Consider the following 26,083-nt stretch of genomic DNA (forward strand, 5'->3'; position numbering starts at 1 on the left):
TGGCTTTTTTTCTAAATACGAGATATTTTCCCTGCAACAATTAAGACTAATGTCATTATATATAGCCCATGATAATCCATGGCACAATAGCATGCATGAAAAATAAGCACCAACTGGCCCTGCCCTACCGTATCCGTGCAGACTTACTGCAACAATTGGCTGCATTAAGCCATGCTGGCATCCCCGCGCTGCAAGCTTTGCCTATGATCAAATTGCCTGCGCCGTATCAAAGCAGGATGACAGCAACCCTGCATGCCGTTAAGCGCGGTAAAAACCTGGCAGATGCAGGCTTGCAAAGTAGCCTTTGGACTCCGCTGGAAGCAGGCTTGCTCAAGGCTGCGCTGGCTGCCGGTGATCCAACCCCGACCTACCGCCACCTGGCCAGTTATTACGAAGAAAAAGCCCAGCAGATAGCCACGGTCAGATCAGGCATGATGCGGCCCATTTTGATGGGCATACTGGCTTTATTTGTCCCGCCCTTGCCACAACTAGTAGCGGGTTCGCTGAGCGTGGGTGCTTATCTCTGGCATGCTGTGCGCAGTATCTTGCTCGCCGCAGGCCTGGTGGTTGGCGGTATTTATGCTTACAGGCGTTTCCAGATGCGCCCTGCGGATGCGCCTGCATCCTGGCTGGATCAGACGCTGCTGGCCCTGCCGGTTTTTGGGGTCATGCACAAGCGGCGCAATCTCTGCGATTTTTGGCAGAGCATGGCCTTGCTGCTGGAAGCGGGCCTCCCCATGTTTGATGCCCTGCCACTGGGCTTGCAAGGAGCAAGTAATGTCTTGTTGAGACGTGAGTTAGCGCGTATTTTGCCGCGCATGCAAAAAGGGGCAACTCTGGCAGAAGCGGTACGCTCTTTACCAACAATCAACAACGACACATTATTGGGATTGATACAAACTGGAGAGGCCAGCGGCACCTTGCCCGAAATGCTGTCCCGTTATGCCAAGGGTGAAAATGCCAGCCTTGTACTGCAACAAAGACAGGTGGCAGAATGGATACCAAGAATTGCGTATGCCCTGATAGCATCAGTGATTGCCTACGGCATTTTACACAGCGGCGCATTTCTTCCGCAAGTGCCCAAGGATGTTTAAGCAGAACGCATTTCAGTTGTGACCATGCCCGCACTTATTTGCCGCCGACGATGATGCGCTGCATATCATTGGCAAACAAAATCGTTCCTGCATAATTCTTGCGTATTGCCGTTGTGCTCTCCATCTCATGTCCAAGAGTGCGTTTCATGCGGTGTGACAAAACCAGCTTGCCTGCTTTTGCCACACCTGCGATGCGGCCAATTTCTGTCGGCATCATGTGCAGTAAGCGTGCCACTTCATCGGTATCGTTTTCGCGGGCGGCATTATGGGCAACCAGCACATCCGTGCCTTGCGCCAGTTGATCCAGCGCCTGATCGGTGTTACTGGTGTCACCGCTAAAGGTGATACTACAACCCTTGCTTTCTACACGCCATGCCAAAGAAGGCACGGAACCATGCAATACACTGACGGCACTGACGGTCAGACTCTCATCAATATCGTAGCGCCTGATTTCTTTAGACTTAAGGCTCACTTCTTCAAGTTCCAATTTGAACTGGCTGCTGACATCAGGGTCAGCATAATCTGCCAGATAGGCATAAGCACCCGTGTCACGGTTAAACAAAGCATGCGTAAATTCTTTGATACCTGGAAAAACCCCACGCTTGGGTGGGCCAAAAACACGCAGCTCTTTATCATAGCCAGCAAACGGCAAACCTTTGACCAGCGAAGGAAAATCGGCCGTATGATCAACGTGAAAATGTGAGAAGAGCACAGCCTCCAGTTCCGCCGGATTGGCGCCGGATTTTTCATAATTCAAGGCTGCGCCACTGCCAAAATCAACCAGTATCCTGGCCTTTTGGTCTACCCATACTAGATAGGAAGTTGAAGCACGCTGGTCACTCAGTTCCGGGCCGCCCGAACCTAGCACCTGCACGACCAACTTGCCTGGCTGACAGATAGCCAGCGCACAGGAACTGATAAGCAACAGACTGGCGCAAAAGGTGGATTGAACAAGACGAACGGGACGAGAAAAAAATGACATGACGGACTCCGCAATAACTGGTACGTGACGAGCAAATTGTGGCAGAAAGCTATCCTGAGCACCAGAAAAGATTCGTATCCGTGCATAACATTAGCGCTAACAAAAGCGCATAACAGAAGTGGGGAAGACAAGAAACCTGTCTTCCCTCATTTTCAACAATCGTTGAAACTACTCGCTGAAGCTATTCAGACAGCAAACACTTATTTCGATTTTCCCGTTGTGTTATTGTCAGTCGCAGCAGCGGAGACTGCGGAGTTCTGACCATTCTTTTCTTGCAAATGTTTTGTCGCATCGGTAGAACGGCTGCTGCGCCATGTATCAAATTCGGTAGAGAATTTTTGATAGCGCTCTTTGCGCCAGTCGTTATAGTCACTATCCAGCGCTTCAATTTGTTGATTACGCCATTGGTGATAATCTGGATCAAAATGACCGCCTTGTTGAGAGTGGCGGGTATCTTCATAGCCACCACGCGTCACTTGCTGGCTGTTGCTGCGATCATGCCTGTCGTGGTCGCCAGCCGTCTGACGTGGATAGGTATTGGGGTTACGCTCATATTGGCCATTGTCATTGGGATGGTAACGGCCATTATTGGCCTGGTTACGATAAAAATCCTGACCGGATTGCTGGCCATGAGAACGACCTGACTGGCGGTCATATTGATCAGGATATGAGCGGCTGGCGCTGTTATCATTCAGAGAGCGCTGGTCTTGTTGGCGACCACCATCCAGGTCATATTGTCCACCATAAAAACCTTGTGAGCCGGTATTGCGGCTTTGCAATTGTTCACGGCCAAAATCATTTGCATAATGAGAGGATGTATGGCGTGCATCATGATCGAAATCATTCTGATGGCCGTAGGTATCATGGCGGCTACCGTTGTTGAGGTGATGTGTGTTGACCTGACGATCGCGGTCTTGGAAAGAATGGTCTTGTTGACGTCCGTTTTTCATATAAATCTCCTGAATACTGGTTAAACAATACGTTGCGCGAAATGCGCACGGGAATGATGAAATCCTTAAAACCTGTACGCGCTATGTCACTAAAGTACAGGCGGCTATAAATTTACAATAACAAAAAGGAGTACCAAAAAACATCGTCATGTTTTTATAACCCACTGAGTTTTTGTTATTTTGAAGTTACTGAGAGTAGTGTAATCAGAACAGCAATTTATACGTATCGGACCAGTCCTAAAAAGCTGTAAGACTCGACTGTCGGACAGGGAAATTTACAAGTGCATATAAAAAATATTCGATGCAAATCAGAAATATTTGATGACGCAAATCATGCCGGCTTGAGCTTGGTTTAAGACATGCCCAACGCAATCGGAAAATTGTAGATGAGCACTATCTAAAGGATTTCAGACAAAGGAGTTTCAGGCAAGTTCACGATGTACCACATGCTGCATAGTCAGTGAAGAATCAGCCAATGCCTGAGCTAAAAACGAAGGGCGAATATCAAGTGCAATCAGTTCTGTCCGTTTAAACCAGGCGAAGGTCAATTGTAAATCTCCCTCATTACCCATATAGGGGCCTGGTGTTGTCAACATTCGGGAAGCAGGCAATAGCTTAACTAAAAAATACAAACCCAGCTCATGGTGTTTTTGCCCGCGGTATTCAAAGAAATTTTCTACCGTCCACAAGAGTTTTTCGCAAGTCATCTGCTCTGATAATTCCTCCTGCATTTCCCGCACGATGGTTGCAGCGGCCATCTCACCGGCATCGACGCGACCACCCGGCACGCACCAGAATGCATCGCCTTCTATCTGGTGCAGGAGTACTTTGTCATCATCCAGAATAATTGCAGCAGCCCGCAGGTTGTAACGATAGCCATCTATATCAAAAGAAATCATCATTTTGAATAATCCAGTCAGTTGTCAACACGGTCGGCCTTATTCTGCCACCAGCAAACTCGTGGCGATTTGCTGGGTATCCTTCAAGGTTTGCAAGACGATATTCGAGCGTATATCAAGTACGCCAGTGGTTTTGTACAAGCGTTCCAGCACAAAGGCAGAATAATGCTTTAGATTACGGGCTCGCACCCGTAGGAGGTAATTTGCGTCACCTGTGATAATGTAGGAGCCTACTACTTCTGGCCATTGTTGCAAGGCTTGCGAGAAATTTTCATGCCACTGCTCTACATCGCGCCGCATGGTGACCTGGACAAAGGCGTCTACTTCCAACCCAACTGCGGCAGCATCAATGACGGCGCAGTAATGGTGAATGATGCCAGCCTCTTCCAGCATGCGCACGCGACGCAGGCAGGATGATGGGGATAAAAAAACCTTGTCCGCCAGTTCCTGATTGCTGATGCGGCCATCGGCCTGCAATTGCTGGAGGATTTTAAGATCGGTGGTGTCGAATTGCATTTGGCAGTCTACTTTATTATTAAGACAAGACCTCTCAACACAGAGGGTCAGTGACACAGAAGCATAGTGGGCTCATTGAGAAAAGCAAAAAAGGAAAGAAAGGCTACTTGTAAAGTAAACAGTTTGTCCTTTCTTTGTACCTCTGTGGTTAGTACTTTTTTAAACTATTATTGCCAATAACTAAAAAGAACAAGTCATTGCAAAATACAAACAGCATGGCGCGTTTTCGCTACGCACAAGCCCATCAGTGCATAATATATCAATATTTTATATAAAAATCGCAGAATATTCTATTAATTCCAATTTTTTTACTTCAATTTGCAAGAAAAATTCACGCAATCCGGCATAAAATCTCTGCATGTTTTTCCAGGAATCATAGTCTTTCTGACGTTGCTACCTGGATGATGATTTGCCTGCCACTTAAACTCGCCGGGTTCAGCGCCAGCCCGGTATGCGCCATACTGAGGAGCCTGCCGTAATGACACAAACCACCACGATCACCACCATCACACGCAGCGATTGCGAAAAGCTGGATCAGCAAGACCCACTGGCCGTCCTGCGTAAAGAATTTGATTTGCCCGCCGGGGTGATTTACCTTGATGGCAATTCACTCGGCGCCCGTCCCAAGGCGGCGCTGCAAAGGGCGCAAGATGTCATCACCCGCGAATGGGGAACTGATCTGATCAAGAGCTGGAATACTGCTGGCTGGTTCGATATGCCATCTACCCTGGGCAACCAGCTCGCGCCCTTGATTGGTGCAACAGACAATGAAGTAGTGGTCACCGACACGACATCCGTCAATCTGTTCAAGGCCATTGCCGCAGCGCTGCAGATACAATCAACTGATAGCAAACGCAAGACGATCATTACCGAACGAAGCAACTTCCCTACCGATATCTACATGGCGGAAGGCATCACCCGCTGGCTGGATCGTGGTTATCAAATCCAGCTGATAGATTCCCCGGAAGAATTATCGCAAGTCATCAATGACAACACCGCACTGGTGATGCTCACGCATGTGAATTACCGCAGCGGCTATCTGCATGACATGGCAGCCGTCACTACCCTCACCCATCAACATGGTGCTTTGATCTTATGGGATTTGGCCCACTCTGCGGGCGCAGTACCTGTGGAACTGAATGCCGCCAATGCCGACTTTGCCGTGGGGTGTACTTACAAATACCTGAATGGCGGCCCTGGCTCACCAGCATTTATCTGGGTACCAGCACGGCATCAGGAAGCATTCCATCATCCATTGTCCGGCTGGTGGGGTCATGCCAGCCCTTTTGCCATGAACCCTGGCTTTACCCCTACCCCAGGTATACGCCGAGCCCTGTGCGGTACCCAGCCTATCACCTCGCTGGCCATGGTCGCCTGTGGCCTGGATACCTTCGGCAAAACAGATATGCAAGCCATACGCAAAAAATCGCTGGCACTGACGGATGTGTTTATCGCCCTGGTAGAAGCCCGTTGCGCCGCACATCCATTGGAACTGGTTACACCACGCCAGCACCAGCAACGCGGCAGCCAGGCCAGCTTTAAACACCCACATGCCTATGCAGTGATACAGGCGCTGATAGAGCGCGGCATCATCGGCGACTATCGTGAACCAGCGATCATGCGTTTTGGTTTTACTCCCCTGTACACCAGCTTTGTTGATGTCTGGGATGCAGCAGAAGGCTTGCGCGATATACTCGACAGCAAAGGCTACGATGCAAACGCTGAGCGCAATGCAGTGACTTGATCGTTAAGACCTCTCAACAAAGAGACACAGAGAGACAGAGAGACAGAGAGAAAAAAAGCAAAGAGAAATCCATATATATGAAATATAAGCAGATTTTCACCTTTCTCTGAGTTAGCTCTGTGCACTATGGCTTTACGTGTGAAAAATTTTAAGGAAATAACATGAGCAACAACGAACAAGCTGGCAAATGCCCTATGTCATGGCATGGCGCACAGCTCGACTTTAGTGAATCCATGAGCTATGGCGATTATCTGGGTCTGGACCAAATACTGACAGCGCAACACCCGCGCTCACCCAATCACAACGAAATGCTATTTATCATTCAGCATCAGACCAGTGAACTGTGGATCAAGCTGATGCTGCATGAACTGCATGCCGTGCGTCAGCACATACGCAGTAATGATCTGCCTCCAGCCTTCAAAATGCTGTCACGCGTAGCCCGTATCATGGATCAACTGGTGCATGCCTGGGATGTTTTGTCCACCATGACACCTAGCGAATACACGGCAATACGCCCTTACCTTGGTGCTTCATCAGGCTTTCAATCACATCAATACCGTGAACTGGAATACCTGCTGGGTAACAAGAACGTCACCCTGATGGCTGTGCATGAAAGCAATCCCGAGTTATATGCGACTCTTGAGGCATCCTTGCGTACACCATCGATTTATGATGAAGCCATCATGCTCTTGTCACGCCAGGGATTTGTTATAGACGCCGACCGCTTGCAACAAGACTGGTCACAAGGCGTGGTCGCCAATGAGTCCGTCAAGGCAGCCTGGTTGCAAGTCTATCAAACACCAGAAAAATATTGGTCCTTATACGAACTGGCAGAAAAACTGGTGGACATGGAAACCGCTTTCCGCATCTGGCGCTTCCGCCATGTGACCACGGTAGAACGCATCATCGGCTTCAAAGCCGGCACAGGTGGCACAGCAGGTGTCAGCTATCTTCGCAAGATGCTGGATGTAGTGTTGTTTCCGGAATTATTTACTTTGCGGACGGCTTTATAAACACATGTGTTAGTCAAGGCTCTGTCTGAGCCTTGTTTAATATTTTTCTGAACGTCAAACTGATCCGCTCGCCTGCACCTGCCTCTTTAGGAATGGCTTGCAGCCATTCCTCCTGAATACTTGCCGACATATAAAGCAGTCCTCTTGCTGGCAAAGGGTAAAGATATTCCTGGCTTTTATCTTGTTTGCTGCGGTAGGCAATACGCCGCAAACTACCAAGCGAGACAATGGCAACGCCACTTCCTTCTGCCAGCTCATCAGTAGAGTCTGAATGAAAACCCATGCTTGAGTTACCGTCCGGGTAAAAATTCAACAAATAATTATTGGGCAAAAAACCGAGTTCATTTTCCACTTCCTTACAGATCACCTGCAGAAATTCTGGCATGCTGGTTTCAGCATACGATATTTGCGAGTAATCATAGGCAACACCAAAACTCGCGGTTTTGCGGGCGCGCAGTCTTTCATCCCAGATGACCTCTTTTTTCAAGAGATCAAACAAGTCCTGCGGTGCTGTAAGAAAATTTGGCTTCAAATAAATATTTGGTGTTGACATGATTATTTCAGTGGCGTTTGCTCAGGTAGCGGCTCCTCTGCATTGACGGTAGGTTCATGCAAAATAGTGTCAGTCTCCAGCACACGCTGCTTTTGTTTCCACAAGCTGCCGCTGGCAAATGCCGACCAGCCCCATTTCAACCAGCCCAGTAATGACCACGCCAGCCACAAGGCCCACAGCAACATCAGGCCTCGATAGACCAGCATGGGGAGTGATAATACCCAGGCGGTTTGCAGGTCTGCCATTGTCCTGTCCAGGTACCATATAAGACTATTGGCGCTGGAGCCATTGCCGACAACTTGCATGTCGGGTTGGCCCAGCAAACCGCTCTGCACGGCATCCAGCAAGATGCACAGCATGATCAGGGTCAATACCGCCAGACCCAGCTGACGCAAATTGAATTGCCACCTGCTGATGACATCATCAGCCCTTGCGGCGCGCCGGACAAATGCAAAGAACCAGGCAACTACCAGGGCTGCGCACCACCAGGTAACCTGGGTTAAACCCAAGGTCAGCAACAACCATTGCCGGGTCGTGACAGGCAAATTTGCATAACGGCCAAGGACGACCGCAACCAGCAGCAGAACGATGAGCTTGCCCCAGAACAGGATGGCAGGCCCTATGCCGGGCCCACTGGCGAGCAACAGCCAGCGGTCTCGTGGCAAGATCAATTGCAGGGTGTGATTAACACTGGCCTGCTGCAAATTCACAGTAGCAGTCGTATAGCTGACTACTGCGCCCTGATCGAGACGCCATTGCACTTCTATGTCTTGCGCACCTGGCACTACCGGCAACACCAGTTGCCTGCCATTTGCACGCAATGACCTTAACTGATGATTAATATTCACACGCTGTAATACCGCGCCCTCAGGCAAGGTCAGGGTATAGTCGTCGCCACGGCTGCTGCGCAAATGCAGTCTCAGTTGATAATCTGTAGCCCTGCTGCCGGGGCTGACGAGCAAGCGGCTTTCATCTATGGTCAGGGTTTGTCCGGGAATGGCTTGCGGACGTTCTACACTGATAACCAGGGTCTCGCCCGGCCATGGCCGGAACACCAGATCAGCACCGCTCTCACCATTACTGGCATCACTGGCGAGTGGTGGCAATCCTGCCGTGCCCAGGTGCCAGATACCTGAGGCAGCGATGACCCAGGTTTCTATCCAATTGCTTTGCTGCGCAAGATTCAGTTTAAGCTGGGAAGTTTGTGGCAAATTCGAACGCCACTCCATGCTTTCGTTCTGCGGGCCCAGATTAACCGCGACCTTGCCATCCTTAATATTCAAACCAGCAGTGGTAGCCGCTTCGCCAGGCAATAAGGGGATTTGTGCCAATACAGGCTGGCCCATAGGGGACAGCCGCGAGACCTTGGTTTCGACCTGCCATTCCTTGTCCAGTATCAAACGACGTGTGACACGTAAAAAACTGGGCAAGGCAGTTGCTTCTGCCTTGTTACTGGCCTTGATGCGGCGGTTGAATTGCAGGGTATCGGCAACACCAGAGTCGTCTGACAAACCTGCCACATCCCAACCATCTGCATGTACATCGACCTGCCTGGGCTTTTGCGGCAGGGGTAATTGCAAGGTATCGCTCTGCATCAGTTCGCCTGTCAGTTCCAGCCTGTGTCGTCCTGCCGGGGCCAGCAACCATATGGTTCCATCGTCTGCACGGCTTATGTAGGCTGGCTTGCCGTCCAGTTGCGCCTGCGCAGGCAGCCAGTGTTTGATACCACCAGGCAGTGGCAAGGCAAGCTCAATGGCGGCATCAACATCCAGCCCCAGCCGGACATTGTTGCCATTGATTTGCACCATCATACGCGAGATTTCTGCACAATTTGGCAGGCAGTCTGCCGGACGGGTTAATTTTTGTTTTAACTCTTCCAGCTTTCCATTATCCGGCATCTGGGCATGTGCAGCTTCGCTGTACACAACAGGAAGTGCAATCAAGCTACACATCACCAACAGGGATGCGGCCTTGCCGAAGCCACGCCATGGCCATCTGCCAGCAGCTTGTTTGTCACTGTCCGAAGGCCCCTGATTTGATCCTTTTCTCAACTCGCTCACGCACAGCAATAAGAAGCCCAGCAGTATCAGGCGTAACACAACCAGCAGTTTATTTGCCCAGGGTGGCAACAGCCATAAATCCAGTTGTTGATCTTGTCTGACCGGGCCGTCAAAGATCAACTGATGGGAACGCCAGTTCCAGGTGGGTAAGCCCGGGCCAGTCTGCACCTTGGCATCGGGGTCCAGCACTTGATAGTTAGTTGCGCGCGAACCGATAAGTGCCTTGGGCGTGGTCATTCTATAGGATCGTACTGCGTCCCCTTTAGCGAGTTTTTCGGCAGCGCGCTCGGCTGGTTTGACTTCCTCTACCATCCTCGCTGGAGGCGGAGGTGGTGACGCAATTTCAGCATTGCTACCACCCTGCACTTCTGTATTAGCATCGACTGGCATTGCAGCTGGCGCAGCGGCAGGTGTTGGCGACATGTCGCCTTGAACTGCCTGATACCTATAAGCTGCACTACCATCGGTCTCAAGCACAGGGTACAAAGCTGAACGTACCTGTTGCGTGGCAAATGACAGCGTGAGCAAGACCAGCACCAGCAAACTGACTTGCTGCAGACGCTTGATCCAAATCTGGAAGCGACTGGCTGGCAAGGCGCGCAAAATCGCGGTCAGCGCCAGCAAGACTATCCATGAATAACGTGGTGCATCTGCCTCCTGATACGACAGCACCAGCGCAAACAAGGCAAGCGCGCCCCATTGCCTGCCCCACAATTTGCCCGCAGCCAGCGCAATTACCAGCACCAGGAAAAAATCCAGCAAATTCCAGCGAGACAACCAGGCTCCTTCGGCCCGGTCAGTTCCGCCAGCATGCAGTAAACGCCAGCCTGCCGGCAAGATCAATTCTATGGCTAGCTTGTCAAAATCCTTTTGCCAGGTCACGGCAGAAAGCTTGCGGGTGCTATTACCGATCACACTGTCAGCACCCACATCAATGCTGCCGCGCTGGATTTCTATGCCCGCCAGCTTGTCACTGCCACGGGTGATCAACTGGTCTTGTCCGGCTACGCTGACACGACCAAGTTGAGCGATATTGCCCATCGTCAGGCGGTTGGAATGACTGATATCACCTTTGATCTGGTCACTCATGGTCAGCGTGGAGCCATCAAAACTCAACCACAAACGTCGTTGCAAAGACAGTTTATCCGGCGCCGGATCACTGTCGCCACGGCGTATCTCCTTGAAGTTAAATGTGCTGCCAGCACGCATGAGATATGCTGGCAAGTTAAGCCATTCTGGCGGCAAGGTGGTTTGTTGCGGATCAACGGTGGCTGGTCCTTCTATCGCCACTGTGCGTATCAGGGGCATCGCTTCATAAGACCAGATTTCTTCCTCAGTACCTTCTGGCATGCTGAGGGACTTGGAAGACCCTGACTGACGCGCCAGCAAACGTATTTCCCACTTGCCTGCCCTGACCTGTACTGTCATGCTGCCGTCCGGCTTCAGGCTGGCAGGTAATCCAGAGCGTAATTCCAGCGGGATCAAATCTGGCAAGAGTGCGCGTTCCAGCTTGATCTCCCTGCCCTTGCCGGAGACTTCGAGCCGGATATAAGTCTCTACCATAACCGGCACGCCATCCGTGATTTTACGGAAGGTGCGTATCTGGATTTGTTCGCCACTGTCTGCATCGGCTTTGCGTTGCAACCACAACTGATTGCTTTCATCCAGCACAGGGAAATTCACTGCTTTGCCATTCAAGTCAAGCTTCAATAAAGCCGCATTTTGTGGCAGGGGTAAAAACTCTGGTACTGTAGTCCAGATAAATTTACCTGCCAGTTTATAGGTGCCACGAGTCAGTTTTATAACAGGCATTTCATCGCGTGCCAGTACTGCCTGTGGTTTGCCATTGACACTGACCTCTTGCGGCCAATGCAGGGCGCTGCCCGGCAAATAAACCCATGTATCTCTATGCACTTGCATATCCTGGGCAAAACTCGCCCCCTGCGCATTTACTTTTATATCCAGCAGGCCGGGCCATACGCATTGCTTTTGGCTGGCGTCGGCACCTTGTTGCGGACAACCGAAGTTTTCTACACCATCCAATGCCCATGGCACCCAGGCCTTTAAGGGGTCGGGAACGGCACCGACAGGGAATTCAGCAGCACGGCTGAGCAATGAAGCGAATAAAACGATGACTAAGGCTGCAATGCAATTCTTCAGCATTCTGTATCCTTGATGGTTAAGATATGGTCACGGCGATTATAGTGGCATATTTTGCAATAGCACCCGGCGTTGGTGATTTTTATTTGCAAGCCTCTTTGCCTGGCTAAAACAGAAATCATTATTGACCTGCCTGAACTTCACAAGCTCTACATGACGCCGGCATGACGCCTGAATGACATAAGGCACAGTCAGAACCGCCAGGTTCTACCAAGCAATACTTGTCGTTTTATAAAACTATACCTTGTACGAAAACATGGTTTATTAACAAATAAGTAGCGATACTGCGCCCGCTGCGGTGCCTGTACACCAACACTCTGCAAGCCTGCATACAGATTGATCAGAATTTACACAGGCGCCCGGCATTCCATTCTTTTCTGAAGATATTGATGGCATACTTTTTTATGGGACCATGCATATGCGCTTGAACAATATACTGATTGCCGCCTCCCTCTGCGGCATGCTCGCTGCCTGTGGTGGTAGCAGCTCCAACTCTACGGCCCCCGTCACAACGCCAGCCGTAGAAGTACAAAAACCGGTAACACTATTGACCGGAGAAGCACTGCGCGCCGAGGTTGAGCGCTTCCGCAGCACCAACAATTTTCCCGCAGTTTCTGTCACTATCGTCAATCAGGATAAAGTAGAAAATGTCGTGACAGGTACCAGACAAGTCAATGGCAGCCAGAATGTACAAAGTACAGACCTGTTCCAGTTGGGGTCATTGACCAAAGCGGCCACCGCCACCCTGGTAGGCCGCCTGGTGGAACAAAAGAAGCTACGTTGGGATAGCACGATAGCAGAGATATTCCCTGCCTGGCGCACGCAAATCCGTCCTGAATATTTGAATGTCACGGTAGAACAATTACTGCGCCACCGTTCAGGCCTGCCGCGTGAAGTGAATAACAGCACTTTAGAAAAAGCCCTGCCCTTGCTGACTGGCGACTTGCTGGCAGACCGCCGTGACCTCGCCGTTTTGTTATTGCAGGATGCTCCCGAATACCCAACTAATAGCAAGATGGTGTATTCAAATGTAGGTTACACCCTGGCCGGTATGATGGCCGAGGTCGTGGGCGGTGACAGCTATGAAAACCTGATGCAGAAAGAAGTATTTGCACCACTGGGTATCAAGGGACGCTTTGGTTTTCCTGAAGATGCAGGCGTCAATAACAATATTGGGCATACCCTGGTGGATGATAAATGGCAGATCACACCTCCGCTCGATCCCCGCTACGCATTTTTTATCAATGCTGCAGGTGGCATGAATCTGAGTCTGGCTGACTATGGCCTCTTCTTACGTGAACAACTACGCGGCTTACAGGGCCAGAGCACTTATTTGACACTAGCCAGTTTCCAGCTGATGCACACGCCTGTCGATAATTATGGCATGGGCTGGGTTATTGCTACTGTTCCTGGACTGGGTAATGTCAGCATACACAACGGTACGGAGTTGACTTATTACGCCAGCAACAGAGTGATTCCCAGCAAAAACGTCGCGATTGCCATCGCCTGCAATTGTTATAACGAGGCTGCCATCAGCAAGCTGGACGATTTTGCAGACTCGCTGATGCAGCCGCTGATACCTAAATAATGACAAACCGGCTGAGGCCAATAAACTGATGCTTTGTGCCCGGTGCAGGCACAAGGCATCAATGCATCATTGCGCGCAGGTCATGCAATGGCTTGCAAAGACAAACCGCACCAGCGCCAGTGACAATGCAAACACATATGCATTGATGAAACGCCAGAGACGCAAGCCATCACCAGTACGCCATGCGGCAAAAACTGCGGCCAGCAAACCCATCAACAACGGCGTCAATATCAGGTTGATGATGCGCCCGACACTGCTATGAATGAATGCCTGCGGAAATATCCATATGCTGGCGAAACCTGCAATGAAACCGAGTACGGCATACATAATCGCTGCCACAAGAGGAGAGCGTGGCCCACGCTCACGCTTCTCTATCCCTGTGGTGAACACCAGCTCAAGAATTTCAAAGACCAGCTGCAATAGAATTTCAAAGAAAAATTCAATCATGGCGTCCCATCACGTCTGACTAATGCACCAGCAATTGCACGGCAACCATGGCCTGCGCGACCACACCAGTTAAAAAGGCCAGCGTACGCACCCAAGGTATGCCAAGGGTATAACACACCGCATGTACTAGACGGGCAGCAAAGTAGAGCATACTGGCATTGGCAATTACCGCATTGGAGAAATTCATGGCATTGGCCAGCAGGATCAGGGTAGCGAACACCACCAGGTTTTCTACCGCATTGCTATGCGCCTTCATCAGGCGCACTGCCCACTTTGATTGAGGCTTGCTGTTATCTGGATAACCAACCGCTGCCAGCAGGCCACAGGTCAGCACACGGTCAAGTATATAAGGTATCCATAATACGCCAGTCAATATGGTGACATAGCTCAGGTACAGCAATTCTGTTTTCATGCTCGCTCCTCGTCTCAGGTTGGATTATCATCGACCGGGCGACTATATCAGCGCCCGGTGCCAGCGATTATGCTATGACAACAAGCACTTGTGCTTATTTTTTCAACAAGCTCAATTTTTGGCATGAGAACAGCAACAGTTTTATGCAATCCTGCTTAAAACTCCTGTTTTATCCAGGCGAAAACGCGCGAAGTCCTCAGCCAGAAACAGATTGCCCTGATAATGCGCCCTCGCCTCTGTCTCTATATCGCCTATGAATGGTGACCTCTCGCTGTCATGCTGATAGCGCGCACTGAAATGCGTTAGCACCAGGTTGGGCAAGGCAGCAGTAGCGGCAAAGCTGGCAACGGCGGCAGCAGAACAATGCTGGACGCGCGCGCTCACTTTCTCTGCTACTTCTTCTGTATAAGTCGCTTCATGTACCAGCACATGGGCTTGCTGACTGGCTTCCATTAACAAGCCTGGCTGGTCATTATCACCACCGACGATGATGCTTCGTAGCGGATAAGGGTGATGCAAATAATCGTGGCTGATTAATTTTTTCCCCTCATGAATGACGTCTTCACCCTTTTTCAAACGCCCCCAGACCGGGCCCGCAGGTACGCCCTCGGCTTGCAGTTTGGCAGTATCCAGTACTGCTTCAGTATGCTTCTCACTAAAACGATAGCCATGCGAGGGCACACGGTGTGACAATTTGATTGCCTGCACTGTCACGGTATGATCCTGCCAGACATCTATATGCTCAACGTCCGTGAATAGCAATTCATACGGCAAGAAAGATTCTGACATTGCATGCGTTACCTGCAACCAGTGTTGTATACCTGCAGGTGCAATGATCTGCAAAGGGGCTTTGCGACCATGCATGGCAGCGCTGGCCAGCAAACCTGGTAAACCATAACAGTGATCGCCATGCACATGGGTGATGAAAATCGCTTGCAAACCATGGATGGATAAAGAGGTATGCAATATCTGATGCTGGGTAGCTTCGCCACAATCAACCAGATACCATTCACTGCCCTGGTCAGGCAATAGAGCCAGGCCAGTGACATTGCGTTGTCGGGTAGGTGCACCTGCCGAGGTGCCTAAAAATAAAATATCCACAATTTCCTTAAACTTGATTCTCTGTTTTTTGCCGATTTCCGCCGCTTGCATTTGAATGCTAGTCTGTTGCAAATTCTAACAATACAGTCTTTCGCATACTATTCTGTATGCTGTTTTGCGCTTATGATGCAAGCTCACTATTCATCATCTATCTGAGACATGAAACTTCCTGCTGCCCTGCAATCCCTGCAGTCTGTTACCAGTGCCGTTACCAATGCTTTGAGAGAACGCCAGAAAGAACGCAAGCGTCTGCGTGGCCCTGCTGACTTGTATTATGCCATTGCTGACTCCATCAGCATGCTTGATGCAAACTCCTGGCAGGAACTGGCGGCACAATCCGGTTTTTTCATGTCGCTGGAATATCTGGGCGCACTCGAACAGGTATTACCACTTAATCTCTCAGCCCGCTATGCCCTGATTTTTGATGGCACGGGCGCAGACCGCCAACCGGTTGCCGCCGTGTATATGCAAATTGCCGATATCAGCCTCGCGCAGGCAAGGCCAGAAAAATCAACTGACACGGATAAAAAATGGGCACTGCCACTGGACCAACTGGCCCAGCATGCCAAACAGCGCATACTCAGTTGCGGCAATTTCCTGACCTTTGGGCAGCACGGCATTGCCTTTGCCAAAGATGTTGACCCCAAGCTGGCATGGCATGGCGTGGTCGAAGTGTTATACCGCGTGCGCCAAGCAGAAAAACTCGCGGGTAAAACCCATTTTGTCATGATCAAGGATTTACATGATCCTTACATAGACCAGGCAGCCCATCTGGAAAATCTCAGTTACCGCTATGTAGAAACTGAGCCTAACATGGTGCTTGAGCTGGCACCCGCCTGGAAAAACTATGATGACTATCTCGCCAGCCTCGCATCCAAATACCGCAGCAATATCCGCAATGCCATCTTCAAACCACTTGATGAAGCTGGCTGCAGCGTAGAAAGGCTGGATGACCTGAGCCCGGTGCTTAACGATATCTTTGCGCTGTACAAGGCGGTACAGGTGAATGCCAACTTCCGTCCATTTGAATTATTGCCTGAATACTTTCCTGTCTTGCAGGCCGCCGCTGGCGACAATTTCAGGTGCAGCGTCATCAAGCGCGATGGCCGCTTGTTGGGCTTCTTGATTTCCGTCGCAGACGGTGACACGGCGATTGCCTATCACATAGGTTTTGACCGCGCCGCCGCAGAAGAATTGCCCATCTACCTGCGCCTGCTGCATGCAGGCATTGCCGACGCGATAGACCTGGGTTGCAAACGTATTTCTTATGGCCGCACAGCACTGGAACCCAAGGCTGCACTGGGTGCCAAGCCACAAACCTTTGGCGTATTTGTACGCCACCGTCAACCCGTACTGAACAAACTCATGAAACGCCTGCTACTGGGTATAGAACATGAAGATGCACCTGGCCGCAATCCTTTCAAAAAAGAAAAAGCGGCCAAAGCTGAAGCATAATCCTGAAACCTCGCTCAAGCTGCTGTCTTCAGCAGCTTGAACGATAAGCGATAAACGCAATAAATCAGGATACGCCGCACACTACGCGCGCGCCGCCGCCGCCTAATACTGCGGGGTGATCAGAGTGGTTGTCGCCACCTATGTGTATCATTAGTGAGCGACCCCTGAGGTCAGTCAGTTTCAAACGTGGTGCCAGTACAGGCTGGTTGGCATTGCCACTGGCATCGACATACAAAGGTGGCAAATCGCCAGCATGACCATCGCCCCACGGCGTGCCATGGCGATTGCTGTTTTCTGGATCATAATGGCCACCTGCACCCAGGGCAGCAACCAGCTTGCCATCTTTTTCCTTGGCGCTGCAATCTGCATTCTGGTGTACATGGAAACCATGCAAGCCAGGTGTCAATCCTGTCAAGGCAGGCGTAAACACCAGGCCGTATTTGCTTTCAGAGACAACAACCTGCCCCAGTTTGGTGCCGACACCAGCCTCACTAACCTGGTTCATGTTCACAGTGACATCCGCCGCTGCGATCAGTGGCAAGGCGCTTAACAAGCAAAAAATTAATTTGGTTTTCATGGTCTTATTACCTTCTTTTACCTTAAAGAAATACAATCAACGCCAACATCGTAACGTATGGAATGAAAATATACGCGACTGGCATGCGATTGGCAATTTCGAAAAGCCGCTTATAGCCGGGCCTTACATGGCGTTACAAATATAAGGTAATGCTATTGCTTTGCGGCAGCTTGCTATCACTATCCAGCCAGAATTTTTCAATATAAGGACGCACCAGATCAAGCTCGGTCGAGGCATGGCGGGCGTCTGGAAATCTCTGCAGATTTTGCGTTTGCAAGGCAAGTACCTGCGCATCCTGCGAGGCAACCCGCTTCAGGAAGGGCCACACCAGCAAGCGCAATAGCCAGGCTGGTGCCCAGCGGTTTTCAATATGCATAGTGGCAAATACGTGCGTCACATCCGCAGACTGTGGCGTGAAATGCAGGCTGATACGTACTATGCTGCCATCCTGATAGCGATATTCAATCTGGGTTGAACCCGCATGCGCATAATAAGCCCGCTCCGAGATTCGGGCGGATTCAAATAATCTATAGAGTATGCCAGATTGCTGCAACTGCCCGCGATAATCCACGAAAAAACCATCTGCAGTCTCAGTGAGAAGTGCTTCTACGCTGTTGCGCTGATTATCTTTGCGCACCAGGCCAGGATGAACAAAATGCGTGTGCAAGGGATCAAGAAAATTTTCCAGTGCATTAACGATATGTGAAGACCAACGGGTTTGCCACAGAAACCGCCTGGACCCCGCTGGTAAATCAGTAATCAGTTTGGGCAACTCTCTTTCGACATCAGCATGCCTCGCCAGCCTCACCCAGATCAACGCATCAAATTCTTTGACATCAAAAGCACGCGCGCCAACTTGGGGCAGGCAAGCATGCGACGGCAAGCCAGGCAGTTTGACACAGCGCCCGCCACTACCAAAGGTCCAGCCATGGTAAGGGCATTGCAAGCCCTCTGCGGTCATCCGGCCTTGCGACAAGGGTACCTGCCGGTGTGGGCAGCGATCTTCAAGCGCCAGCAACTCACCAGATTGCAGGCGCACCAATACCAGCGGCTTATCAAGTACCGTCACCGCCACTGGTTTTTGCCTGATATCAGCACTGCAGGCAGCGACGAACCAGTGTGTATAAACAGCAGGCTTCCACTGCCCGTTCATAATTGATATTTCTTCATGACAGGAATGCCTATTTTTGTCGTCAGCCAGCCCAGGCATGCAATAACTGCCCGCGTTCGTATGGGTAAATGTGCAGACCATACCGCACTGTATTCAATAGCGGGCTTACCGCCACGCAAGCGTTTGAAATGCGCAGCGCCGGCACTGAGATTGACGATCAGTTTGTTTTTGATTGCATGCTCGAATACGGCAGCCATGAGCAAGCGGTATAAGCCAAGTTCAAGGGGCAGTGCTGTGTTATAGCCGACGATGGGTGCAGTCGCGACGCCCTGCAGTTGAAATAAACCGACAACAGCTTGCAGCACACCATCATCTGATTTAAAACCGTAAAAATGCAAGAGACCTGTTGCATGCCAGGCTTGCATGAAACTAGCTGTATATTCTGGATTGAGCTGTGAATATTTATCCATATAAAGTAGCTTGTACAACTCTGCAATACGGACATAGTCCTGCTGCCGGATTTCGCTGTCGCAGATACGTAATAGCGTCGTCGATTTGAGTAAATGCATGTCACGCTGCAAATTCGCATGTTGCCTGACACTACGTGCAAGATCGTCAAACAAATATACCTGGCGACTTGGTATTAACGTAAACCCCTGTTCACGCAAAGCGCTGAGCCAGTCAGCATTTAGTTCCTGGTTCAGTGAACGAAACCAGATGCCGTGGCCTGGCCACTTCTCGCGGGCGCTCGCAATCATTTGCATCAACGCTTCTTTGTTACTAAATTCTGGATAAATATTGGTGCTCAAGGCCCAGTTATTGATGGTGACAGCCTTGTCTATCCTCGCAAATTTCAATAAATATCCATACACATGGCAGATCGATGAAAACAAGAACCCGCCCATGACATGGGCGTAGCGCGACATTTCCTCTTGCGCATAACGCCAGTAAGTAGTCAGGGGCGAACACACCCAGGCATCATTGAATTTACCTGAGTTCACCGTCACTGGCAAAACCAGATCATCAAACCGCAGCACATCCATATCTGCATGCACATTATTGATCAATGTTGCGCGCGCATGGCTGGTATGAATTTGCGCAAACTTCTCTGCGCTGGCAGTAAATTCATGGCCTATCTGGTTTTGCTCAACAAGCATCATGGTTCAGCCAACTCCTGTCCGTCCCACTCTATGTCTCTAGTTGCGGCTTCACGTATGGAGCATTTTTGTTGCCATGCTATGAGGGCGAATGAACTCATATCAGCCAATGCACCAAGCAAAGGCAAACGATCTTGCGCGACTCCTATCACTTCAACCGCTGTTTTATAGTCAGCCCACCATGCATGCAATTTTTTCTCTTGTATTGCCTTTATCAGCCCCGCACTCAACATGATCGCTGTCAGCATGCGTGGCGTTGTCCCAGATGGCTGCACACAGGCGTCCAGTTGCCCTGCCAGTGCAGATGGCAGGGCATCCTGTATCCGAAACAGATGTACACCGCTGACAGCCCTGGGGTTACATTCAATCACGCTGGGTATGCCATCCGGTGACTCTATCCAGTCAAATGATATCTGCCCTGTGTAGTTGATTGCTGCCACCAGCTTTGTGACGACATCGCATATCAGCGGCGCATCATAGGGTGCAAAGTAAAAACTGGAACTCTTGCCCAGTCTGTGCCTGGGTTCATACACGACGTGGGCCAGCAAGCGCCCCTGGTCAGCAACGCTGTATGAACAGAGTTCGCGTCCGGGCTTAAAATGTTGCGCCACCCAAGCTCCCTGCTGCCCCAATGGGGATTCGTTGTCAGGCATGCCTTGTGGGTGGAGACGGACATGCACACCAAAGCGGGAATATTCAGGTTTGAGTACCAATGGTGTATTACCAGCCCACGCACGGGCCTGTTCAACACTGTGAACGAGGCTGCTGGGTGGCGGGTTGCCACCATATTGCTCTGCCAGTTTCAGAAAATGCCATTTGCTGTGGAGAGTCCGTAATTTATCAAAATCATCGACCAGCACCCTGACACTGACAGGCAGGTATTTTCTATAGCGCGAAAGAAAAAATACTTCCTCGCAAGTCGGCATGAGCAAATCAATTTGATATTGCGCTATTGCCCGATTCAAGCCATCGATAAATGCCTGAGGATGATGGCTGGGTGCAGCCAGCTGTATGCTGGCTTTTACCGCCGATGACCAGCCAGATAAACGACAAGGCACACTGTCTGCGATATAAGCAGCCCAGCCCTGTTGAGAAAAACGGCGCGCATGATCAAGTGCCACCGGTGCCCTGCCGCCCAGTATCAAGACATTAGGCATGTACCACCTCTGCATTTTCTTCAATGATTTTCTGCGTGTCAGTGCGACTTACGCAGCGTATGCGCCGACGCTTACTACTCGCCTCTCCAGCTACATAAGTCATGCTTTTAAAAATGGGGGGACGTAGTCCCAGGCGGTTTGTCAGACCTGTGACGACCTCAGTCATTTCGTCCATCATTGCAGCCTGACCAGATTCGATAGCAATTCGCAATTCATTGCCATGTTGTTCCATCCGGTAATCAGGCAAGCTGATTGACGCCATGGTAATAGCATGCCTGAGCATATCGGGATAGACCGCGACCAGCTCCTGGCTATCGCACTTTTGCCACCACAATATGTCATCGCAACGCCCCTCTATTGCCGCCAGCGCCAGACTGACACGGCCACACTGGCATGGCGTATCAAGAATGCGCAATACATCATTGAGCCTGTAGCGTATGATTTTTTGGGTGAGCCGGGTAAAGTCAGTGATGACGGGAACAAAGCGGGTTTTCTCCTGATCCAGCCATTCTGGTTCTATGTGGACAAACTCTTCATTCAAATGCAAGACACCCCGTTCGCAAGTGTAGGCTAGAAAACCCTCTGTACATTGGTAAAGCTGATGCACAGGCAGGCCAAATGCGGCTTCTATGCGCAACTTGTCGTCTGGCTCCAATACCTCAGCCACGGAAATGACGCGCTGGGGTGATATAGGCAAATCGCCTTGTAACTTCAATTCAGCAAGACGACTCAAGATATGTGCAGGGGCGACCAATATTGTCGGCATCTGCATTTGCAGTTCTGGCAGATGTAGGTCCACTCCTTTATATAAATCATAAAACTTGAAATGTATGCGCTTGCTATTCAGGGTGGTATAAAGAGTGCTGTTAGCCCGCAGGAAGAAGGCGATCTTAATTGGTGCCGAGGAAAAAATCAGCTTGAGTAACAAATCCGCAGGCAAGGTTCTGGCCATCATGATGCCTGCCCATTTCGCGCGTTCTTTACTTGAAGTCAAAAAGACACCGCGTGGACCTTGAGTACCGCTGGACAAACCAACGGTAATTCCATCCAGTTCAGCAGAAAAATTACGGCTATTTTCACCCTGCATTGCAATAGCGCTGGCCTGTTCCAAACTGATATTCGCCACATTCATCTGATGGAAATATTCGAGCGCAATGGTTTTATCGATTACAGGTAATTCTTGCAAAGTCAAACCAGCATACTGTTGATAAAACGGCGTCAATGGCAATTGCTGCTTGAGAAAGGCTGCAATCTTTTTTTGTTGCCATGCTTGCAAAGCAATCCTGCTAGAAAAGCGTAATAGCCAGCGTGTCCTGACAAAATGAAATACCAGTCTGCAAAGATCAGTCAATTTCATGTTTGCTGCCCATCATTCAACTGCTCCCAGCTTTGCTGACAATGTGAAGGCAGTAGCAATGCGCCATCTGCTATGGCGGCTACTTTTCGCAAACCCAAAAAACTTTGTTGATATTGCCTGACACTGCTAAAAATGCGGCTGGCAAACCAGGTCGGCAACTGATTTTTTTTCAACGCATCCATAGACCAGCAGGCATCCGCGACCAGGAAAATACGTCTGTCATCATGACGCTTGAAGCTGACACCTATCTGCCCTTGGGAGTGACCAGGCAAGGGTATGGCAATCAGGCTGCCATCGCCAAAAATATCAAAACCGGTACCAAGCGCAGCAAGCTCGACAGGTAGATCCAGGTAAGTACTGTCCTCCACAAAAATCACCCTGTCGGCAAAATCTGGTGGCAGCAAGGCAGAAAGAAAACCGTGCATCAAACCACTCACGCGCGACATGCTGCTGGCACTATCGTATTCAGCGCGCGAGATGATTAACTTAGCATTGGGAAAATCGCGCAGCCCGGCAATATGGTCACCATGCATGTGTGAGATCACGACATAATTGATATCGCTCGCCTGTATGCCCAATTGTGAAAGTTGTTGGGTCAAGACTTCTTCCGGTGCCAGTGTCATCGGCGTCGTCCAGCGGTACAGGCGCTCAGGAAATGGCTGGGTCGCCTGCAGGAATTGCTGGCTATAACCAGTATCAAACAGGATATTTCCGCGTGATGGATGTATCAGTAAACCACACAAGGCAGGAAACATCACGCTCTGCCAGCGCCCGCCACGCATGGCAACACATTCTGGATGATGGCAATGTCCGGCTTTCAGCCAATGGAATTGAAGACGCTGCGTGATCATGCCTGTACACCTTGCTGCTTCCACCACTGCGCGGTGCGGGCTATGCCTTCGTCAAGCGTCACAACAGGACTGTATCCTAGTAGATCGCGTGCGCGCGACAAATCCAGGGTTTGTGAATAAGCCAGGGTTGCCAGTGAATAACGGGTAAATGGCGGCTCCCACTGCGGCCTGATTTTTGCAGCACATTCCAGCAAGCGGGCAAACAGGTCAGCCACGATATAAGGCCGTTGTACCGTGTGCAAGGGAATACCAAATTGCTCCGCCATTTTTGCAAACAAGTCAGCAGCGGCAATCGGCTCACCATTGGAAATATTGAATATCTGTGCTGTGTCTGATGGTACCAGCTTCATGGACAACTTGACAGCGTGAACGACATTATCAGCATAGGTCATATCCAGCAAAGCCCGCCCGCCCCTCAACAATGGCAATCGTCCATACCTTAGCAGGCGTAGCAAGCGCGGCAGCAAGGCATTATCCCAGGGACCGAAGATGGCTCTGGGTCTGAGTGTTACGCGCAAAGGTATAGCCGCAGCGATGACCAGTCGTTCAGCCTGTTGCTTGCTGCGCGCATATTCGTTTACACCTGCTGGCAAGACACTATCTTCGCGTATGCTCAACTGATCGCGAAATTTAAAATAAATGCTGGGCGAAGAAATATTGATCAGGCAAGGAATGGCATTTGCCTGGCATGCCGCCAGCACTTCGCTGGTGGATGCGACATTGGCACGGCGAAAAGCAAGGTCGCTACCCCAGGGCGAAGTCAGTGCTGCGCTGTGTATCAGTACATCAGCGTCCCTGCTGCAAGCCAGTAATTGTTCACGCGCACGCTTGCTACCATGTTCGAGAGAAATGAACTCAATTGGCTTTGCCGCAGCCAGCGCTATGCTGCGGGCGGCATCTGCATTGCGCCCCGTGAACAAGATCTCATGGCCATCTCTTGCGAATTGCCACACCAAATGCCGCCCCAGAAAACCTGTGCCACCCGTAATAAGAATTTTCATATCAATGCATCAGTAAACCAGTACCATGCCACCCAATGTCAGGCCTGCGCCTGAACCTATCAACATCATGCTGTCACCTCTTTTCACTTGCTGCCCTGCTCTACAAAGATGCAATGCCGTCGGCAGAGAAGCGCCTACCTGATTGCCATAGTCCGCAAAAATATTCATGACCTTTTCACCGGATACTTCCAGACGCTTGGTCAAATGATGTATGGCCAGTTGGCTGGCCTGATGCGGCACTATCTTAGTGATCTGTTTCATCTTCACATCGGCAGTTGCTAGCAAACCTTCTACAAAACCAGACATTTCAGCCGCGATAAGTTTAAAGGCCGAGCGCCCTTCCATCTGGAAAACTGACAAGGGATCAATCGATGTCGATATCCTGCGCGGATGGTAGCGCGAACCACCAGCTGGTATTTTGCAATGCTCTACCCCGGCAGATATTGTGACACTGCGCGACGACAATATGCGGGACGACTCCGTCGGCAATGAGCGCCGTATCACTACCGCTGCTGCGCCATCGCCAAAAATACCGCATTCTGTCAGGTTATTCCAGTCCAGCCCAAAAGTGGCGATGTCTGATGACACCAGTATCACGTTTTTGTAGCGCCCGCAGTCAACCAGGTAACTCATGGTATCAAGGCCAGTCAGAAAAGACATGCAACTGGCACCGATATCAAAAGTCGTGGTGCGGTGGCCAGACAATTTTAACTCGGCATGAATCAGGGCAGCGTTATAGGGCAAAGCCTGGTCCATGGTGGCCGAGGTGGCGACCAGACAATCAATATCTTCCCATGCCAGGCCGGCATCTTGCAGTGCCTGGGTGCAGGCACGCGCCGCCAATTGAGCGGCAGTTTCTGTGGTCGATAAAAAGCGCCTGCGCACGCCGGTTTTTTTTAAGCTGGTTCCGGCCCTTAAACCCAGCTTGGCGTCCAGCGCAGCACTGCTGACTTCCTGTGCTGGTACAGCCATTCCACTTCCTATGATCCTGACATGACGCGTGTTCAAACAATTCTCCATCTGGCTAACACCCAATTGTGTACTCATATAATGAGCCCATCATAAGCAAAAGCATCATAAAAATAAATATTTCTGTAAAAATCGATGACATATAATCTAAAAAGGATCAAATATTAATACCAATTCCATATATCACCTTATGACCGAAGCTAAACACCTGCTGGCAACACTCAAGCGCCTGCTCAAATCACGCGGCTACACTTACCGCAAAATCGCCTCAGCACTTTATCTCTCAGAGCCCACGGTCAAGCGTCTTTTTTCAAATGGAAACATATCGCTGGAAAGACTGACACAACTGGCAGCACTGGCCGACATGACGATACACGAACTGGTCAACGAAGTAGGCAATGACGAGCCCCGTATCGTGCATCTGAGTTTGCAGCAAGAAAAAGAACTGTCCGCCGACAACATCTTATTGCTAGTGGCAGTTTGCACATTGAATCAATGGAGCATGTCAGAGATCGTCAAGGCCTACCAGATTTCAGAACCGGCATGCCTGCAACACTTGCTGCGCCTCGATAAACTCAGGCTGATCGACCTGTTGCCAGGCAACCGCATACGCCTCAATATCAGCCGTGATTTTGACTGGCTGCCAGAAGGACCTATACGCCAGCTTTTCCGGCAGCAGGCATTGGGAGATTTTGTCGATGATGGTTTTCATGCGGCCAATGATAGTTTCGTTTTTTTGAATGGCATGCTGACGCATGCTGCCGCCCTGCAATTTCAGGCGAAATTAAGAAGGTTGAAACAGGATTTTGCTGACCTGCATCAGGAAAGCCTGGCACTGCCCCTCACACAACGCCATGGTACCGGGCTGCTTTTCGCTATGCGCGTTTGGGAACCACAGGTCTTTAAAACGCTGCGTCGTCTTTAAGAAA

23 protein-coding genes are annotated in these 26,083 nt (G+C 50.4%); 6 read left to right on the forward strand and 17 right to left on the reverse strand.

Annotation, left to right across the window (positions count from 1 at the left end; translation table 11 throughout):
- The first annotated feature begins 95 nt into the window (after positions 1-95).
- Positions 96-1,094, forward strand: a complete 999-nt coding sequence (locus ACO0LG_RS21800) for a type II secretion system F family protein (protein WP_423029657.1) — start codon at positions 96-98, stop codon at positions 1,092-1,094.
- Positions 1,095-1,128: 34 nt separating this feature from the next.
- On the opposite strand, the gene ACO0LG_RS21805 is transcribed toward ACO0LG_RS21800, so the two are convergent.
- The 4 genes from ACO0LG_RS21805 to ACO0LG_RS21820 all read right to left on the reverse strand — a co-directional run bounded on the left by ACO0LG_RS21805 (position 1,129) and on the right by ACO0LG_RS21820 (position 4,441).
- Positions 1,129-2,076, reverse strand: coding sequence for an MBL fold metallo-hydrolase (locus tag ACO0LG_RS21805; protein WP_423029658.1), 948 nt, complete (start codon positions 2,074-2,076; stop codon positions 1,129-1,131).
- 200 nt (positions 2,077-2,276) lie between these two features.
- Positions 2,277-3,026 carry a hypothetical protein gene (locus tag ACO0LG_RS21810; protein WP_423029659.1) on the reverse strand — a complete coding sequence of 250 codons (750 nt, stop codon included), beginning with the start codon at positions 3,024-3,026 and terminating at the stop codon, positions 2,277-2,279.
- A gap of 422 nt (positions 3,027-3,448) precedes the next feature.
- On the reverse strand, positions 3,449-3,928 hold the full coding sequence (locus tag ACO0LG_RS21815; protein ID WP_423029660.1) for an NUDIX hydrolase: 480 nt from the start codon (positions 3,926-3,928) through the stop codon (positions 3,449-3,451).
- Positions 3,929-3,964: 36 nt separating this feature from the next.
- The gene (locus ACO0LG_RS21820; protein ID WP_423029661.1) at positions 3,965-4,441 is read right to left on the reverse strand and encodes an Lrp/AsnC family transcriptional regulator; all 477 of its coding nucleotides are present in this window, start codon (positions 4,439-4,441) and stop codon (positions 3,965-3,967) included.
- A gap of 478 nt (positions 4,442-4,919) precedes the next feature.
- Between ACO0LG_RS21820 and kynU the strand changes: the two genes are divergently transcribed.
- Positions 4,920-6,185 (forward strand): kynureninase, encoded by a 1,266-nt coding sequence (gene kynU / locus ACO0LG_RS21825; RefSeq protein WP_423029662.1) that lies wholly within the window; start codon positions 4,920-4,922, stop codon positions 6,183-6,185.
- A gap of 161 nt (positions 6,186-6,346) precedes the next feature.
- Positions 6,347-7,198, forward strand: coding sequence for a tryptophan 2,3-dioxygenase (kynA, locus tag ACO0LG_RS21830; protein ID WP_423029663.1), 852 nt, complete (start codon positions 6,347-6,349; stop codon positions 7,196-7,198).
- 13 nt (positions 7,199-7,211) lie between these two features.
- Here kynA and ACO0LG_RS21835 read toward each other — a convergent pair whose 3' ends face one another.
- The gene (locus ACO0LG_RS21835; protein WP_423029664.1) at positions 7,212-7,751 is read right to left on the reverse strand and encodes an alpha-ketoglutarate-dependent dioxygenase AlkB; all 540 of its coding nucleotides are present in this window, start codon (positions 7,749-7,751) and stop codon (positions 7,212-7,214) included.
- A 2-nt stretch (positions 7,752-7,753) separates the two neighbouring features.
- Positions 7,754-11,974: a hypothetical protein gene (locus ACO0LG_RS21840; RefSeq protein ID WP_423029665.1), complete on the reverse strand. Its 4,221-nt coding sequence runs from the start codon at positions 11,972-11,974 to the stop codon at positions 7,754-7,756.
- 415 nt (positions 11,975-12,389) lie between these two features.
- On the opposite strand from ACO0LG_RS21840, the gene ACO0LG_RS21845 reads away from it, so the two are divergent.
- Complete coding sequence (locus ACO0LG_RS21845; RefSeq protein WP_423029666.1) at positions 12,390-13,559, forward strand: serine hydrolase domain-containing protein; 1,170 nt, start codon at positions 12,390-12,392, stop codon at positions 13,557-13,559.
- Positions 13,560-13,625: 66 nt separating this feature from the next.
- Here the strand turns inward: ACO0LG_RS21845 and ACO0LG_RS21850 are convergent, their stop codons facing one another.
- The 3 genes from ACO0LG_RS21850 to ACO0LG_RS21860 form a co-directional block, all read right to left on the reverse strand.
- Positions 13,626-14,006, reverse strand: coding sequence for a hypothetical protein (locus ACO0LG_RS21850; RefSeq protein WP_423029667.1), 381 nt, complete (start codon positions 14,004-14,006; stop codon positions 13,626-13,628).
- 19 nt (positions 14,007-14,025) lie between these two features.
- Positions 14,026-14,418, reverse strand: coding sequence for an MAPEG family protein (locus ACO0LG_RS21855; RefSeq protein ID WP_423029668.1), 393 nt, complete (start codon positions 14,416-14,418; stop codon positions 14,026-14,028).
- A 141-nt stretch (positions 14,419-14,559) separates the two neighbouring features.
- Entirely contained in the window at positions 14,560-15,519 is a 960-nt protein-coding gene (locus tag ACO0LG_RS21860; protein WP_423029669.1) for a ribonuclease Z, read from the reverse strand.
- A 159-nt stretch (positions 15,520-15,678) separates the two neighbouring features.
- Between ACO0LG_RS21860 and ACO0LG_RS21865 the strand changes: the two genes are divergently transcribed.
- On the forward strand, positions 15,679-16,974 hold the full coding sequence (locus tag ACO0LG_RS21865) for a GNAT family N-acetyltransferase (RefSeq protein ID WP_423029670.1): 1,296 nt from the start codon (positions 15,679-15,681) through the stop codon (positions 16,972-16,974).
- 64 nt (positions 16,975-17,038) lie between these two features.
- Here the strand turns inward: ACO0LG_RS21865 and sodC are convergent, their stop codons facing one another.
- From sodC to ACO0LG_RS21905, 8 genes are all read right to left on the reverse strand, one after another.
- Positions 17,039-17,551 carry a superoxide dismutase [Cu-Zn] SodC gene (sodC, locus tag ACO0LG_RS21870; protein WP_423029671.1) on the reverse strand — a complete coding sequence of 171 codons (513 nt, stop codon included), beginning with the start codon at positions 17,549-17,551 and terminating at the stop codon, positions 17,039-17,041.
- Between the two features lie 133 nt (positions 17,552-17,684).
- A complete protein-coding gene (locus ACO0LG_RS21875) occupies positions 17,685-18,704 on the reverse strand; it encodes a Rieske 2Fe-2S domain-containing protein (protein WP_423029672.1) in 1,020 nt (339 codons plus the stop codon).
- Positions 18,701-19,822, reverse strand: coding sequence for a hypothetical protein (locus tag ACO0LG_RS21880; protein WP_423029673.1), 1,122 nt, complete (start codon positions 19,820-19,822; stop codon positions 18,701-18,703). The genes ACO0LG_RS21875 and ACO0LG_RS21880 overlap by 4 nt, the downstream gene beginning before the upstream one ends.
- Complete coding sequence (locus ACO0LG_RS21885) at positions 19,819-20,976, reverse strand: ATP-grasp domain-containing protein (RefSeq protein WP_423029674.1); 1,158 nt, start codon at positions 20,974-20,976, stop codon at positions 19,819-19,821. Before ACO0LG_RS21885 ends, ACO0LG_RS21880 begins: the two co-directional genes overlap by 4 nt.
- A complete protein-coding gene (locus ACO0LG_RS21890; protein WP_423029675.1) occupies positions 20,969-22,333 on the reverse strand; it encodes a F390 synthetase-related protein in 1,365 nt (454 codons plus the stop codon). Before ACO0LG_RS21890 ends, ACO0LG_RS21885 begins: the two co-directional genes overlap by 8 nt.
- Positions 22,330-23,184: an MBL fold metallo-hydrolase gene (locus ACO0LG_RS21895; protein WP_423029676.1), complete on the reverse strand. Its 855-nt coding sequence runs from the start codon at positions 23,182-23,184 to the stop codon at positions 22,330-22,332. The genes ACO0LG_RS21890 and ACO0LG_RS21895 overlap by 4 nt, the downstream gene beginning before the upstream one ends.
- Positions 23,181-24,185 carry an NAD-dependent epimerase/dehydratase family protein gene (locus ACO0LG_RS21900; protein ID WP_423029677.1) on the reverse strand — a complete coding sequence of 335 codons (1,005 nt, stop codon included), beginning with the start codon at positions 24,183-24,185 and terminating at the stop codon, positions 23,181-23,183. The genes ACO0LG_RS21895 and ACO0LG_RS21900 overlap by 4 nt, the downstream gene beginning before the upstream one ends.
- A 9-nt stretch (positions 24,186-24,194) precedes the next feature.
- Positions 24,195-25,193, reverse strand: coding sequence for a 3-oxoacyl-[acyl-carrier-protein] synthase III C-terminal domain-containing protein (locus tag ACO0LG_RS21905; RefSeq protein WP_423029678.1), 999 nt, complete (start codon positions 25,191-25,193; stop codon positions 24,195-24,197).
- 151 nt (positions 25,194-25,344) lie between these two features.
- On the opposite strand from ACO0LG_RS21905, the gene ACO0LG_RS21910 reads away from it, so the two are divergent.
- On the forward strand, positions 25,345-26,079 hold the full coding sequence (locus tag ACO0LG_RS21910) for a helix-turn-helix domain-containing protein (protein WP_423029679.1): 735 nt from the start codon (positions 25,345-25,347) through the stop codon (positions 26,077-26,079).
- Positions 26,080-26,083 lie beyond the last annotated feature (4 nt).

The sequence above is a fragment of the Undibacterium sp. Ji42W genome, assembly GCF_049340405.1.
Classification (GTDB): Bacteria; Pseudomonadota; Gammaproteobacteria; order Burkholderiales; family Burkholderiaceae_D; genus Undibacterium.